Origin of the sequence: Pseudomonas sp. 2(2015) (assembly GCF_000955865.1) — a bacterium.
Lineage (GTDB): Bacteria > Pseudomonadota > Gammaproteobacteria > Pseudomonadales > Pseudomonadaceae > Aquipseudomonas.
In genome coordinates this window covers 553,650-567,597 of record NZ_JYOF01000003.1, presented here as the reverse complement: position 1 = coordinate 567,597, position 13,948 = coordinate 553,650, and the positions used below count along the sequence as shown (strand labels likewise).

Sequence of the window (13,948 nt, the reverse complement as noted above, 5' to 3'; positions counted from 1 at the left end):
CTGGGAGTGATCCGACTTTTTGCGTCGGATATCTGCCGAATAATCCTCCTCGCCAACCGCCCTGTGCGGTGCGGCATTCGCCGTTGGCACGTCGCCTGTGACGATTGCACAGGTCAATTCGAGGAGATCAATTCATGAAGCGCACTTTTCTGGCCCTGCCGCTCGCCTTGCTGGCCGTTGGTAATGTCTTTGCCGCCGACCCACTGGAGAAACAAGTCACCGTAACCGCCACCGTCCCGACCGAGAACTTTTATGTCGAGCCGGTGGGCGGCAACTGGATGAACGAACCGCAGAACATGGCCTGGAACGCCCTGCGCGAATCGCTTGAGCCGATCCGCAAGCAATTGCAGGTCAAGAGCACCACCGGGGCGATTTCCGCCCGTCTGCTCAGCCCGGCAGTGATCAACAGCGGCGCCAACAGCATCGGTCTGGATGTCGCGGTCAACGGCACCGGCCTGACCACCACCTCGGTGCCGGTAGTGCCGGCAGCCGCCGCGGCGGCGGGCACCCTGGTGGCCTTTGATGTGGCCGCGCAGTCGGCCGGTGCGGGCGGCTACGTGCCAGGCAACTACCAGGGCATCGTCAACATGCTGTTCGAGACCGTTTCGCCGTAAGTCGCCAGCCGGCGTTTTTCCGTCCCCTTCTATTCACCCCGTTGCTCCTTCGTTCGAATGAGTACGGGGTGAGTATTGCCTGTGAAAAAATGGTCATGGCCAACTACTTGTCTCTCGCTGTATCCATTCGACTGGCCCTGGGGTGTGTTGTGCTCTGCAGTTCTGCCTGTGCCTGGGCCGATGCCCGGGGGGCGGCCGGGCCCTTGGGGGTGTTGAGCCAGGCGCAAGGCTTGCCGCAAGAGTTCGGCGAACATTTCTTTGATGTGCCCCTGGCGGTTCGCGTCGACCTCGATGGGCGTTACCTGGGCGATGCGCTGGTGGTGCTGTCGCGCGATGAGCAGGTGCAACTGCTCGACTTTACCGACACCTTTGAGAGCAACGCCGCCGACAGCGAACGTTCTCGCTGGCGCGAACAGTTGCAGGAGCCGAGGTTGCTGGGCAACTGCCTGTCCAGTTGCCCGCTGGGGCTGGTGGCCTTGCACTACAGCCTGGTCAATTCACAGTTATCGATCCTCACCACGGCGGCGGAGCGCAGCGACCAGCCGGCGCTTTACCACGCCTTGCCGGAACGCGGCAGCCACGGCTTGCTGTTACGCAACCAGTTGAACCTGGTCGGTGGCGACCTGGAAACCACCGGGCGTTATGCCGTGCAGGGGCAGGGCAGCGTCGGCAACTGGACTGTCGTTGGCGAGGCGCAGTTCGACCGCAACAGCGACTACGCCGAGCAAACCCGGCACCGTGTCGACCAGCTCTATGCCGAGCGTGTGCACGACCAGCATTTCTTTCGCCTGGGCTACTTTACCCCGGGTGCCCAGGGCCTGACCCGCCAGCCGCGCCTGCTCGGCAACCTGCCCGATACCACCCGCGGCCTGATGCTCGGCAGCAGCGACAGCCTGGCGGTCAATAATGGCCAGGCCAGCGCCACGCCCATCTATGTCACCCCGAACCGGTCGGCTATCGCCGAAATCTACCGTGATGGTGTGCTGATCAACAGCCAGTCGGTGCAGGCCGGTTTGCAGGCGCTGGATACCCGGGTGCTGCCGGGAGGCATTTATGAAGTAGAAGTTCGCCTGATTGAAGACAACCAGGAAACCTCGCGCAGCGAGGCCTTCATCTACAAACCCTCGAACTGGAACAACGCCGAGTCGCCATGGCGCTACAACGTTTATGTCGGGCAGCAGAGCACCTTGTGGAGCAATTGGGACAAGGACTATGACAACAGCCTGAGCGCCGGGGTATTTACCAATTACCTGTTACACCCGCGGGCAGTGCTCGGGCTCTCGGTCCAGCGCATCGATGAACTCATGCAGTACGGCAGCTCGCTGGACTGGGATGTGCTGGATCCGTTCAAGCTCTATGGCAGCGTTTTTCATACCGAAGATCAGGGTAACGGCTACGACCTGCAAGGCATCTACAACTATGCATCGGGCTCGCTGGTGTTCAGTCAGAGCCGCTCATGGCTGGACAGCCGTAGGTTCGAAGACGATCAGCCTGGTGCGCAGCGCGACTTCAGCGTGCGCGAGGTGCGCCAGAGCGCACTGTCGCTGAACCACCGGGTCGATCGCCACAGTACCGCTACCGTACGGGTTTCCCATAGCAGCGGTACCGGTGCAAACGGCACCGGCTTCGATGTCGGCTGGGGCTATTTTGGCAAGCTGCTGGACTCCGATACCCACTGGCGGCTGTCAGTGTTCGATCGCCCTGGCACCAGCAGCTCGGGTGATGCGCGCAACCGCGGCGTGACCTTGAGCATGAGCATGAGCCTCGGCGGGCCGGGCCGCAGGATTTCGGCAACCCTGGGCAGCCGCACGTCCCGCGACGGCGGGCGCGATCAGAACGCTTCGCTGACCTATCAGCAGGACGTCGACTACGGCGCACTGCAGAGCCTGGCCGGCACAGTTTCGCTGGACCGTTATGGCACCGGCTTTGGCGGCAGTGCCCTGTTCGAGAGCCCGCTGCTGCATGGCGATGCTTATGCCCAGAGCTCGTCCTACAACGGCGAACTGACCGCCGGTTTGAACCTCGACAGCGTGCTGGCGATCGGCGCCGGCCAGGTGGCGATGTCCGGGCAGTACCTGCCCCACGAGGCCGGCCTGATTGTCGATGTCGAGTCGGACCTGCAGGGCCTGCGCATGCGCGCCGACGACCATCACGGCCACAGCGCCGTGCTGCGCCCGGGGCGCAATGTCATTGCGGTCAGCGCCTACAAGGCCGGCCAGGTGCATTTCGATTTCGAAGGCAGGGACGCCCATGCCGCTGTCATCCAGCCCGCGACGGTGGAGTACCACCTCAACCGCGGCGGGGTCGACTATCACCAGATTCGCGTGATGCAGACCGTCACCGTGATCGGCCGTCTGGTCGATGCCAAAGGCCAGCCGCTGCGGGGCGCGCTGGTAATCAACCACGCCAGCCGCAGCGTGAGCGAGGCGGATGGTTTCTTCGCCATCGAGATGAGCGAATCGACGCCGACCCTGGAAATTCGCCGGGGCGCCGATGCCTTGTGCCTGTTCAGCTTCGATCAAGGCACGTACACCCGCGAGAACGACATTCTGCTGGTCGGCGACCTGACCTGCGCCGGGGCCAATGTGGCCCAGGCCGAACTGAAACCAACGAAGGAGGATGCGTGATGCGGCGACTGCGAAAATGCTTGGGCGCGGCGCTTACCGTGTTCATTGGCGTCTCAGGAGGCGGTCTGCCGGGGCTGTTCAGCACACAGGCCGAGGCCAGTGTGGTGAACATCACTTTTGAGTACAAGGGCCCTCGGCCGGGTTACAGGCCAGACGCGTTCGTCTACACCACGCCGTCGGCGCAGTTCTGTTCGGGGCTGGCGACCTGTAATCAATACAATGAACACAAATACACCGTCAATCTGCCGGTGAGCTTTCGCACCAGAGGCATCAATTATGCGTCGAACTGGAGGGACAGGTATTTCTTCAAGCTGCCGGACGTGACGTCTCTGAATCTGGTCAATGAACGAGGAGATTCGTTCAGTGCCGCGTTCAAGGCGACCCATATCGGCCTCAGAGGCATGGCTACCAGACCTCAGTTGGTATGGAACCAGTATCACGGCGGGTGTTGGGGCTTGGCATGGCGCGGGCTTGGGACCCTCAATACTGAGCTCTTTGCGCAGATCCAGGACCCGGCTCGTGGTTGTTACATCCTGGATCGGGACGCTACGCAAGGGGTCGTCAATGATGTCCGTACCGACGTCATGGGCATAACCTTCACCTTACAGTTGCCGTCCGCCGCAACACTGAAAAACGGCGTCTATCGCGCCCAGTTGCCATGGAGCGTTGGGGGGGCGGGTTCAGACTTTGACCTTGGTGACCAAGTTGTTTCGGCGACACCAGACAGGTTGATCCTGGATTTCGAAATAACCGTCAAACACCCCTTGAAGCTCGAGTTTCCGCCTGGCTCCGAACGCGCAGTACTCGAACCGCCCGGTGGCTGGGCAAGCTGGATCAATCGCGGCACGCCACCTCAGCGCCTGTACCGGGTGCTGCCATTCCAGATCTGGACCACCGGTGCGATCAGCGTGCACACCCGCTGCGAATACGACCTGGGCGGACGCTGTGGCATTCGCGGCCGCGATGGCCATCAGGTTCCGCTGAAAGTCGCCCTGACCCTGCCGTCAGGCATGAAGCATCAGGGGGCGCCGGTGGACAATCTGGTGGTGCCGGTTGGCGCTCCGGCGGCGCTGCGCATCGATACCGTCGAGGCCACGCTCGACCGTCAGGCGCGCTTGCTGTTCGAAGTGTCCCAGGCCGATACCGCCTCGATGCTCGGGTACCCGGGCGAGACCTTCCAGGGCGATGTGACACTGGTGCTGGATGCTGCGCTATAAGCAACCCCTGAACGAGATAATTGGAGATTTCGCTGTCAGATAAGGAAATTTCCTACAACCCATGCCGGTTGCCCGGACAGCCCGGGTGCATGAGAATGATATTAATTAGCCAGTTGAGCTGGGAGCTAAACGACATGAAAGGATTACTGGCGGTACCGCTGCTATGGATACTGGTGGCGAGCGCTGCGCTCGCCGGGCCCGAGCTCAACATCGGGACCTTCTACGATTACCTCGACGGTGAAAAGAGCACGTTGCTCAAGCGGGTGCGCAATGGCGGCGACACCACCGCCTTCGTCAAGGTCAGCGTCGCCGAGCTGGTCTACGATGAGCAGGGCCAGGCCCGCGAAGTCGAGATGGACGGCCGCGAGGCGTTGCAGCGTGGCCTGGTGGTGAGCCCTGCGCGGTTGATCATCCCCGCCAATGGCATGCAGGCGGTGCGCCTGCTGTATCGCGGCGAGCGTGAGCACGAGCGTTACTTCAGGCTGCGTTTCATCCCGGTGCTGCCGGAGGTCAACGACGGTTTTGCCGTGACCGAAGATGAAGCCGAGCGTTATGAAAACGCCCTCAAGGTCGGGGTCAACATTTTGGCCGGCTACGGCTCGATCCTGTTCGTGCGGCCCCAGGCCAGCCGCTATCAGGTCGAGGTCGAGCATGAGGCCGGGCGCTTTCTGATTCCCAACAAGGGCAACACCACCATCGTCCTCGATCATTTCAATGATTGCGCCGCCGGCAACAAGGACTGCGCCCCGGCGACCAAGCACCATGTGCTGCCAGGCAACACTCGCGTGTTTGAAAAAAAGCCCGGACGCCATTACCGCTTTGAACTGGTCGAGGGCGAGCAGCGCCGCGAAATTGCCTTCAAGGGCTGAACCGGAGCCCGCCAATATCGTGGCATGAGGAAAGGTATGAGTAGTGTTCTGATCGTGGACGATCACCCGTTTATTCGCTCCAGCGTCAACCTGCTGCTGGTCAGCGAGCGCTTCAATGTGGTCGGCCAGACCGACAACGGCGTCGATGCCGTGCGCCTGGCCCGTGAGTTGAGCCCGGACCTGATGATCCTCGATATCAGCATTCCGGGCCTGGACGGCCTGGAGGTGATTGCCCGGGTCAAGGCGATGAAGCTTGCGCTGAAAATTCTGATCCTGACCTCCCAGCAGGCTGAGTATTTTTCCTTGCGCTGCATGAAGGCCGGCGCGGTCGGCTATGTATCGAAAACCGACGATTTATGCGAGCTGAGCAAGGCCGTGCATGCGGTCATGTCCGGCTACACCTACTTCCCTGAAGTCGCCTTGAGCTCGGTGAGCAGGGTCGATGTGCGCGCCTCGGAGGCCGAGTGCATCGCCAGCCTGACCAACCGTGAACTGCTGGTGCTGCAGCAACTGGCCCGCGGCCTGAGCAACAAGGCCATCGGCGATGTGATGCTGTTGAGCAACAAGACCATCAGCACGTACAAAACCCGTCTGATCGAGAAATTGAGGGTCAAATCATTGGTGGACCTGGCGGATGTCGCCAAGCGCAACCTGCTCATTTAGGTTGCCCAATTGTGTGCATGCTCGCTTGCTGCAGGCGCTGGTGTTGCTGGTACTGCAGTGCCTGGCCACAGTGGCCGGGGCCGAAGAGGTAGCGCCAGGCATCTGGCCGGATGCCATCCGCGGCCTGCACGCCTTTGAGGCGCAAGCGCATGCGGTGGTGGCGCAACACCCCACGCTGGCGATTGTCGACAGTTTCTGGCACGAAAACGGGCGCCTGATTGCCCAGGCTTGTGCCGTGGTCGGCAGCTTGCTGGCGCTGGCGCTGGTGTGGATTCACTACTTGCGCCAGTCAATCCGCAAGTGCGAGCGGGCCGAGCGTGCCCTGACCGAGATGTATGCTGAACTGCAAGCGGCCAAGGAACAGGCAGAGGCGGCCAACCAGGCCAAGACGACGTTTCTGGCGACCATGAGCCACGAGATCCGCACGCCGATGAACGCCCTGTTGGGCATGCTCGAACTGGCCCAGGAAAAGGCCGATCAGGGTGTGCTCGACCGGCTGGCTATCGAGGTGGCCTCAAGCTCGGCGCGTGGCCTGCTTGAACTGCTCGGCGATGTGCTGGATGTCACCCGCATCGAATCCGGCCATTTGCTCCTTGAACCGCGCCGCACCCAGCTGCGCCAGCAGGTCGAAGGGGTGGTGCGCATGTTTGAACAGCAAGCCCTGGGCAAGGGCCTGCGCCTGCACCTGGAGGTTACCGGCGCCCTGGACAGCGACGTGCTGCTCGACGCCCTGCGCTTCAAGCAGGTTCTCTCCAACCTGATCAGCAATGCCATCAAGTTCACCCGTGAAGGCTCGGTGCGTGTGCGCCTGCACACCCAGCGCCGGTTGCGCCGCGTGGAGGTGAGCCTGGTGGTGGAAGATACCGGCGTCGGCATTCCCATGGCCGATTTGTCACGCCTGGGTACGCCCTATTGCCAGGCCAGCAACAACCGCCAGGCCGGGCGCAATGGTGCCGGGCTGGGGCTGAGCATCTGCCGGATGCTGTGCGAGCTGATGGGCGGGCGTATGCAGCTGGACAGCAGTATCGGTGTCGGTACCCGTGTCGAGGTGCAGTTGAACCTGGCCTGCCTGCCACCGGCGGCGTCCAGCGACGCTCCGGGCCGGCGCCGGGAGAGCGCAGGCCTGAGCAAGCCGCTGAAGGTGCTGGTGGTGGATGACTACCCGGCCAATCGCATCCTGCTCATGCACCAGCTCGGTTACCTGGGCCATCGCGTGCGGGTCTGCGAACACGGTGGCGAGGGTTTACGCTGCTGGCTGCGCGAGTCGTTCGATGTGGTCATCGCCGACTGCAACATGCCGATCTTCGATGGCTATCGGCTGGCCAGGGCGATTCGCGAGCATGAGCGGCGCGCCGGCCGCGAGGCTTGCCGGGTGCTGGCGGTGACCGCCAATGCCCAGGCGTCGGAACGTGCCCGCTGCCTGGCGGCGGGAATGAATGCCTGCCTGTTCAAGCCCTTGAGCATCGACGATCTGCAGCAGGCGCTGGAGGGCCTGACGGGCCGTGTCGCGGCGCCGGTGGTGGCCCAGGCAGCGCCGGTGCTACCGGGCATGGACATCTCCAGCCTGCTGGTGCTGGCCGCCGGTGATCAGGACAAGGTCCGGGCCCTGCTCGGCGATCTGGTCAGCAGCAATCGCCAGGACCTGCGCGGTCTGGACCGGTTGCACGATGGTAAGGATCGGGTGGCGTTGGCCGACCTGGTGCATCGGCTCAAGGGCGGGGCGCGGATGATCCGTGCTCATGAGGTGTTGGCAGTTTGTCTACAGCTGGAACAGGCCTGCAGTACACAGGCGCCGGCCCACCGCATCAGCCAGCTGGTACAGATGCTGCGCCAGGCGATTATCGACCTTGAGCAGCACCTGGAGCGCTATTGCCAGCGCGAGGAAGTCAACCCTTGGTGATCAGGTTGCCGGCGTGCAGCCCGCATTCCTTCTGGGTCGACTCTTCCCACCACCAGCGGCCTTCGCGCTCGTGCTGGTTTGGCAGCACCGGGCGGGTGCAGGGCTCGCAGCCGATGCTGATGAAACCGCGCTCGTGCAGGCTGTTGTATGGCAGTTCGAGCATGCGGATGTATCCCCAGACTTCCTCGCTGCTCATCTGCGCCAGCGGGTTGAACTTGTACAGGGTGTGCTCGGGGCTCGAGAAGGCGCTGTCGATTTCCAGCGCCGCCACCTGGCTGCGGGTGCCCGGGCTCTGGTCGCGGCGCTGGCCGGTGGCCCAGGCGCTGACAGTGCTCAGCTTGCGCCGCAGCGGCTCGATCTTGCGGATGCCGCAGCACTCGCCATGGCCGTCCTTGTAGAAGCTGAACAGGCCTTTTTCCTTGACGAAGGGCTCGAGCTTGCTGTGATCGGGGGAGAGGATCTCGATCGGCAGTTGGTACTGTTCGCGCACCTGGTCGATGAAACGGTAGGTTTCCGGGTGCAGGCGGCCGGTATCCAGGCTGAACACCTTGAGGTTCTTGTTGAGCTTCCAGGCCATGTCCACCAGCACCACGTCCTCGGCGCCGCTGAAGGAAATCCACAGGTCATCGCCGAAGTGCTCGAAGGCCAGCTTGAGGATGTCTTGCGGCGACTTGTTGGCGTAGGTCGCGGCCAGGGGGGCGACGTCGAAGGGTTGGCTCATCAGGCGGCTTCCGGTCATTGAATGGCGCTTGGCGCTCGTAATGCCCTGATCTTAACAAAAATTGCCCGGGTAGACGCCGCGCATGTAGAGTGCGGCTTCCCATTTTTGGCGTTGTTCGAGGAGTGTGCTGTGGAAATTGCCTGTCTCGACCTGGAAGGCGTATTGGTCCCGGAAATCTGGATCGCCTTCGCGGAAAAAACCGGAATCGAATCGCTGCGGGCCACCACCCGTGACATTCCCGATTACGACGTGCTGATGAAACAGCGCCTGCGCATCCTCGATGAGCACGGCCTGAAGCTTTCCGATATCCAGGCGGTAATCGCCACGCTCAAGCCGCTGGACGGCGCCATCGAGTTCGTCGACTGGCTGCGTGAGCGTTTCCAGGTGGTGATTCTTTCCGACACTTTCTACGAGTTCTCCCAGCCGCTGATGCGCCAGCTGGGCTTCCCGACGCTGCTCTGCCATCGATTGATCACCGACGAAAACGACCGGGTGACCGGCTACCAGCTGCGCCAGAAAGACCCCAAGCGCCAGTCGGTGCTGGCCTTCAAGAGCCTGTACTACCGGGTGATTGCCGCAGGTGATTCATACAACGACACCACCATGCTCGGCGAGGCAGATGCAGGGATTCTGTTCCATGCGCCGGACAACGTCATTCGCGAGTTTCCGCAGTTCCCGGCGGTGCATGATTTTACGGCGCTGAAGAAAGAGTTCATCAAGGCTTCGAACCGCTCGTTGAGCTTGTAGGGCCTCATCGCGGGGCGACGCCTCGACTTGCCCCGCGATGCTTTTCAGAGGCCTTGCAAGGTCTCGAGCAGCACCTTGACCTTGGTGATCGACTCTTCGTACTCCGCCTGCCAGTCCGAATCCGCCACCACTGCGCCACCCCCCCAGCAGCACACCTGACCGTCCTTGACCAGCAGGCTGCGGATGGCGATCGAGCTGTCCATCTCGCCGCGCACATCCACATACAGCAACGACCCGCAGTACAGCGCCCGACGGCTGGGTTCCAGCTCGTCGATGATCTGCATGGCGCGGATTTTCGGTGCGCCGGTGATCGAGCCGCCGGGGAAGCTGTCAGCGATCAGGTCCAGGGCATCCTTGCCGGCCGCCAGGCGCCCGGTGACGCTGCTGACCAGGTGATGGACGTTGGGGTAGCTCTCCAGGCTGAACAGCTCCGGGACCTTCACCGAACCGATCTCGCAGGTGCGCCCGAGGTCGTTGCGCAGCAGGTCGACGATCATCAGGTTCTCTGCGCGATCCTTGCTGCTGCCCAGCAGTTCGGCGGCGTTGCGCGCATCTTCGTCGGCATCGCTGCTGCGCGGGCGGGTGCCCTTGATCGGCCGGGTTTCGACCTGGCCATTGCTGACCTGGATGAAACGCTCCGGCGAGAAGCTCAGCAGCGCGCTGCCGTCGGCCAGCAACTGGAACCCCGAATACGGCGTCGGGCAGGCCTGGCGCAGGGCCTGGTAGGCGTGCCAGGGGTCGCCCTGGCAGGGCGCGCGAAAGCGTTGGGTGAGGTTGATCTGGTAGCAGTCGCCAGCATGGATGTACTGCTGCACGCGGTCGAAGGCCTGGTGGTAGCTGTGTGCGCTGATATCGCCGCGCATCGGTGCTTGCAGGGCGAAGCTGGCGGTATCGATAGCGGGTGGCGCCTCGAACAGTTCAATCAGGCGCTGACGTTCGGCTGCAGCCAGGCTTGGGTGAAACAGCAGCTGGCTGCACTTTTGCTGGTGATCGCTGATCAGTGCCCAGGCATACAGGCCAAGGCTGGCATCGGCCAGGCCCAGGTCATCGACAGCGATGCTTGGCAGTTGCTCCAGGCGCCGGCCAAAGTCGTAGCTCAGGTAACCGATCAGGCCGCCGGCAAACGGCAACTCGATGCCATCCGGTACCTGCGCCTGGCCCAGTTGCGCCAGGCTTTCACGCAGCCGTTGCAGGTAGGCGCTACCACGTTCATCCATCGCGGGCGCGAGGGTTTGCAGCGGCCAGGCGCTGAGCAGGTCAAAGCGGCCGCGTTCGGCGCTAGGCCGGGCGCTGTCGAGCAACACGGCGCCGGGCGCCTGGCGAATACGCGCGAAGTAGGCCGCAGGGTCGGCCTGGTAGGGCAGGGGGTGGAGCGTACAGGTCGGCATGCAAGTAACAGCTATGAATGCGGGGAGGCGATTGTAGTCCTCTGTAGGAAATGCTCCTAGCGCTGACTACGACATAGAGGCTCCAGGGCGCGCCAGCCGGGCAGGCTGGCGCGCACAGGATGTGGACTCAGCTCGGCACGTGGCCGAACAGCTCCTGGGCGAAACGTACGCGTTCTTCGGGGCTTTCCTGGCGGCCGTCTTTGGCCAGTTGCTCCAGGTGCGCTTCCACCGCGTGGGTACGCAGGGTCAGGCCGCAGTCGTTGGCGATCTGGATGTTCAGGCCGGGGCGGGCGTTGAGTTCGAGGATCAACGGGCCCTTGTCCTGGTCCAGCACCATGTCGACACCGATGTAGCCCAGGCCGCACAACTCGTAACAGCCGGCGGCAAGCTTCATGAAGCCGTCCCAGTTCGGCAGTTGCACGCCGTCCACCGCGTTGGTGGTGTCCGGGTGCTTGCTGATGATGTTGTTCAGCCAGGTACCGCGCAGGGTCACGCCGGTGGCCAGGTCGACGCCGACGCCGATGGCGCCCTGGTGCAGGTTGGCCTTGCCGCCGGACTGGCGGGTCGGCAAACGCAGCATGGCCATCACCGGGTAGCCCATCAGCACGATGATACGGATGTCCGGCACGCCTTCGTAGCTGATGCTCTTGAAGATCTGGTCGGGGGTAACGCGGTACTCGATCAAGGCGCGGTCGCGGTGACCGCCCAGGGAGTACAGGCCGGTGAGGATGCTGGAGATCTGGTGCTCGATTTCCTCGTGGCTGATGATCTTGCCCGAGACCGTGCGGTAACGGTCTTCGAAGCGATCGGCAACCACCAGGATGCCGTCGCCGCCGGCACCCTGGGCAGGCTTGACGACGAAGTCGCTGCGCCCGCCGATGATCTCGCCGAGCTTGTCGATCTCTTTCTCGGTGGAGATGATCCCGTACATTTCCGGCACATGGATGCCGGCCTGGATCGCACGCTCCTTGGTGATGATCTTGTCGTCGACGATCGGGTACAAATGGCGCTTGTTGTACTTGAGGACGTAGTCCGCATTGCGCCGGTTGATACCCATGATGCCCCGGGCCTCCAGGGCTTTCCAGGTTTTCCAGAGACCGAACATCAGGCGTCAGCCTTCACGAAAGCCTTGAAACGCACCAGCTCCGTCAGGCGGTAGCCGCGGTAGCGACCCATCGCCAGCATGAAGCCCACCAGAATCAGCAGTACCGCCGGGAAGGTGAAGACGAAGTACACCAGCTCCGGCACGCTCATCAGCAGATGCGCCAGGGAGGCAGCGAACAGGGTGCCGATCGCCACTTTCATGGCATGGCCGCCGCCGCGTTCTTCCCAGGTGATCGACAGGCGTTCGATGGTCATGGTCAGGATCACCATCGGGAACAGCGCGACCGACAGGCCGCGCTCCAGGCCCAGCTTGTGGCTGAACAGGCTGATGGCGGCGATCAATACCACGACGAAGGTCAGCACCACCGACAGGCGCGGCAGCATCTGCAACTTAAGGTGTTCAAGGTAGGAGCGTAGCGACAGCCCGAGCGCGGTAATCACCGTGAACAGGATGATGCCAAAGCCCAGCTGGGTTTCGCGGAAGGCCAGGGCGATCAGCACCGGGGTGAAGGTACCCAAAGTCTGGATGCCGATCAGGTTGCGCAGCACCAGGATCACCAGCACGCCGATCGGGATCATCACCATGATCATGAAGGTCTGCTGGGTCTGCAGCGGCAGGCCGTACAGCGAGTACTCGAGGAAGTCGGCGTCGGTGTTCTCGTCGGTCAGCTTGGCCAGGCGAATGGCGTTCATTTCGCTGTTGTTGAGGCTGAAGCTGACGTTGGCTTTCTTGCCGCCATCGACGGTGATCAGGTTGTCGTCACCGGTCCACCACAGCAGGCGGTCGGCCGGCAGGCCTTGCTCGCCGGTGTCCGGGTTGAAGTACAGCCAGTCGCTGCCGTTGAAGCTGCGCAGCCACAGTTCAGGGGTTTGCGGCTGGTCGGCGACCAGGCGGATGGTGTGGACCTTCTCCACCGGCACGTGGGCAATCGACAGCAGCAGGTCGATGACCTTGGCCTTGTTCAGCGACGAGGTATCGCCGGCCAGCAGCAGCTTGACGTTGTCGTCGTTGAGGTTGTTAACCCGCTTGATGGTCTCGCCAACGAAGGTTTCGACGTCGGCCGAGTGCTGGCGAATAGGCGCCATCAGGGCTTCGGCGGCGATCTTCTCGGGGCCTTCTACCGCCAGGCTGTCGCGGAAGGTCGGGCCTTTGATCTTGGCTTTTTCGGTGCTGTAGCGCTTGGTCAGCACCAGACGGTAGTAGAGGGTCTGGTTGCCGCTGGCGCGACGGGCCGACCAGGTCACCTTGCGGTTGCCGTCGACGCGGTTGACGCTGACGCCGTAGTTGTTGGAGATGAAACTCTCGTTGAGGCTCACATAGTCGCGGCTCAGCGGCGGCACGAACATCTGGACCTTGACCGGGTCCTTGGGGCTGGCGACGAACTCGACCTTGGCGTCGATGTTCCACAGGTCATCGGTTTCGTCCTCGGTCACCGGAATGCCGAGAAAGAAGATCTGATAGGCCGTGACCAGGATGCCCAGTAGCACCAGGACGGTAATCAGGACTTTCAGATGGAGGGTAAGAGAGCGCATCAGGATTACTCTGCGGTGTGAGCGTCAGTGGCGCAGGCGGGTTTGCCGGCAGCGTATTTAAGGCTTGGATCGACCAGCGCGTCGAAGTGCTTGAGGGCCTCGGAGCCGATCAGCAGCGGATACTGGAACGCGCTGCGGTCGGTCAGGTTCACTTCGATGCTGCGCAGGGCCGTACCCATGCAGATGTTCATGGCAATCACCGGGCGGGCGGTATAGGCCTTGCCTTCGTCCGGGTCGTAATCTCCGGCGCGTCGCTTGATCTTGCTGACGCGGGCCAGTGGTCGTTCTATCGGATGCGAGTGGGCAGCGTCAATTGCCAGGTAGAAGCGCACCCATGACTCACCATTGCGCTTGAAGCGCTTGATGTCGCGGGCACTGAGCGAGGCGGTCTTGGCCCCGGTGTCGAGTTTGGCCGCCACTTCCAGGTCGATATCGGCCAGGCGGGCGTATTCATTAAGGCCGTACACGGTCTTTTCCGCAGCCTGGCCCAGGGCCGGCAACAGACAGAGGCTGAACAACAGGGGGAGGGGCGTAAGTCTCATAAATCCTGGCGCGGTGCTGTGCG

12 protein-coding genes are annotated in these 13,948 nt (G+C 62.7%); 7 read left to right on the top strand and 5 right to left on the bottom strand.

The window, feature by feature from the left end; translation table 11 throughout:
- Positions 1 to 134: 134 nt before the first annotated feature.
- The 6 genes from UB48_RS05540 to UB48_RS05515 all read left to right on the top strand — a co-directional run bounded on the left by UB48_RS05540 (position 135) and on the right by UB48_RS05515 (position 7,890).
- Entirely contained in the window at positions 135 to 614 is a 480-nt protein-coding gene (locus UB48_RS05540) for a CS1 type fimbrial major subunit (RefSeq protein ID WP_045194743.1), read from the top strand.
- Between the two features lie 95 nt (positions 615 to 709).
- A complete protein-coding gene (locus UB48_RS05535) occupies positions 710 to 3,241 on the top strand; it encodes a CS1-pili formation C-terminal domain-containing protein (RefSeq protein ID WP_082075417.1) in 2,532 nt (843 codons plus the stop codon).
- Positions 3,241 to 4,458 (top strand): hypothetical protein, encoded by a 1,218-nt coding sequence (locus tag UB48_RS27065; RefSeq protein WP_052676488.1) that lies wholly within the window; start codon positions 3,241 to 3,243, stop codon positions 4,456 to 4,458. The genes UB48_RS05535 and UB48_RS27065 overlap by 1 nt, the downstream gene beginning before the upstream one ends.
- Positions 4,459 to 4,592: 134 nt before the next feature.
- Complete coding sequence (locus UB48_RS05525; RefSeq protein ID WP_045194742.1) at positions 4,593 to 5,327, top strand: pilus assembly protein; 735 nt, start codon at positions 4,593 to 4,595, stop codon at positions 5,325 to 5,327.
- Positions 5,328 to 5,363: 36 nt separating this feature from the next.
- Positions 5,364 to 5,990: a response regulator transcription factor gene (locus UB48_RS05520; protein ID WP_045194741.1), complete on the top strand. Its 627-nt coding sequence runs from the start codon at positions 5,364 to 5,366 to the stop codon at positions 5,988 to 5,990.
- 13 nt (positions 5,991 to 6,003) lie between these two features.
- Positions 6,004 to 7,890, top strand: coding sequence for an ATP-binding protein (locus tag UB48_RS05515; RefSeq protein WP_177329141.1), 1,887 nt, complete (start codon positions 6,004 to 6,006; stop codon positions 7,888 to 7,890).
- On the opposite strand, the gene UB48_RS05510 is transcribed toward UB48_RS05515, so the two are convergent.
- Positions 7,877 to 8,611: a phosphoadenylyl-sulfate reductase gene (locus UB48_RS05510; protein WP_045194740.1), complete on the bottom strand. Its 735-nt coding sequence runs from the start codon at positions 8,609 to 8,611 to the stop codon at positions 7,877 to 7,879. The genes UB48_RS05515 and UB48_RS05510 overlap by 14 nt on opposite strands.
- A 129-nt stretch (positions 8,612 to 8,740) precedes the next feature.
- Between UB48_RS05510 and thrH the strand changes: the two genes are divergently transcribed.
- On the top strand, positions 8,741 to 9,358 hold the full coding sequence (gene thrH / locus UB48_RS05505; RefSeq protein ID WP_045194739.1) for a bifunctional phosphoserine phosphatase/homoserine phosphotransferase ThrH: 618 nt from the start codon (positions 8,741 to 8,743) through the stop codon (positions 9,356 to 9,358).
- Between the two features lie 44 nt (positions 9,359 to 9,402).
- Here thrH and pabB read toward each other — a convergent pair whose 3' ends face one another.
- The 4 genes from pabB to UB48_RS05485 all read right to left on the bottom strand — a co-directional run bounded on the left by pabB (position 9,403) and on the right by UB48_RS05485 (position 13,925).
- On the bottom strand, positions 9,403 to 10,746 hold the full coding sequence (gene pabB / locus UB48_RS05500) for an aminodeoxychorismate synthase component I (RefSeq protein WP_045194738.1): 1,344 nt from the start codon (positions 10,744 to 10,746) through the stop codon (positions 9,403 to 9,405).
- Between the two features lie 127 nt (positions 10,747 to 10,873).
- Positions 10,874 to 11,851 (bottom strand): alpha-L-glutamate ligase-like protein, encoded by a 978-nt coding sequence (locus tag UB48_RS05495; RefSeq protein ID WP_045194737.1) that lies wholly within the window; start codon positions 11,849 to 11,851, stop codon positions 10,874 to 10,876.
- Positions 11,851 to 13,383 carry an inactive transglutaminase family protein gene (locus tag UB48_RS05490; RefSeq protein ID WP_045194736.1) on the bottom strand — a complete coding sequence of 511 codons (1,533 nt, stop codon included), beginning with the start codon at positions 13,381 to 13,383 and terminating at the stop codon, positions 11,851 to 11,853. Before UB48_RS05490 ends, UB48_RS05495 begins: the two co-directional genes overlap by 1 nt.
- A gap of 5 nt (positions 13,384 to 13,388) precedes the next feature.
- Positions 13,389 to 13,925: an ATP-dependent zinc protease gene (locus UB48_RS05485; protein WP_026001282.1), complete on the bottom strand. Its 537-nt coding sequence runs from the start codon at positions 13,923 to 13,925 to the stop codon at positions 13,389 to 13,391.
- Positions 13,926 to 13,948 lie beyond the last annotated feature (23 nt).

Coding starts and splice junctions, on each gene's coding strand:
- UB48_RS05540 (WP_045194743.1), top strand. CDS start 135: ATGAAGCGCACTTTTCTGGCCCTGCCGCTCGCCTTGCTGGCCGTTGGT.
- UB48_RS05535 (WP_082075417.1), top strand. CDS start 710: ATGGCCAACTACTTGTCTCTCGCTGTATCCATTCGACTGGCCCTGGGG.
- UB48_RS27065 (WP_052676488.1), top strand. CDS start 3,241: ATGCGGCGACTGCGAAAATGCTTGGGCGCGGCGCTTACCGTGTTCATT.
- UB48_RS05525 (WP_045194742.1), top strand. CDS start 4,593: ATGAAAGGATTACTGGCGGTACCGCTGCTATGGATACTGGTGGCGAGC.
- UB48_RS05520 (WP_045194741.1), top strand. CDS start 5,364: ATGAGTAGTGTTCTGATCGTGGACGATCACCCGTTTATTCGCTCCAGC.
- UB48_RS05510 (WP_045194740.1), bottom strand. CDS start 8,611: ATGAGCCAACCCTTCGACGTCGCCCCCCTGGCCGCGACCTACGCCAAC.
- pabB (WP_045194738.1), bottom strand. CDS start 10,746: ATGCCGACCTGTACGCTCCACCCCCTGCCCTACCAGGCCGACCCTGCG.
- UB48_RS05495 (WP_045194737.1), bottom strand. CDS start 11,851: ATGTTCGGTCTCTGGAAAACCTGGAAAGCCCTGGAGGCCCGGGGCATC.
- UB48_RS05490 (WP_045194736.1), bottom strand. CDS start 13,383: ATGCGCTCTCTTACCCTCCATCTGAAAGTCCTGATTACCGTCCTGGTG.
- UB48_RS05485 (WP_026001282.1), bottom strand. CDS start 13,925: ATGAGACTTACGCCCCTCCCCCTGTTGTTCAGCCTCTGTCTGTTGCCG.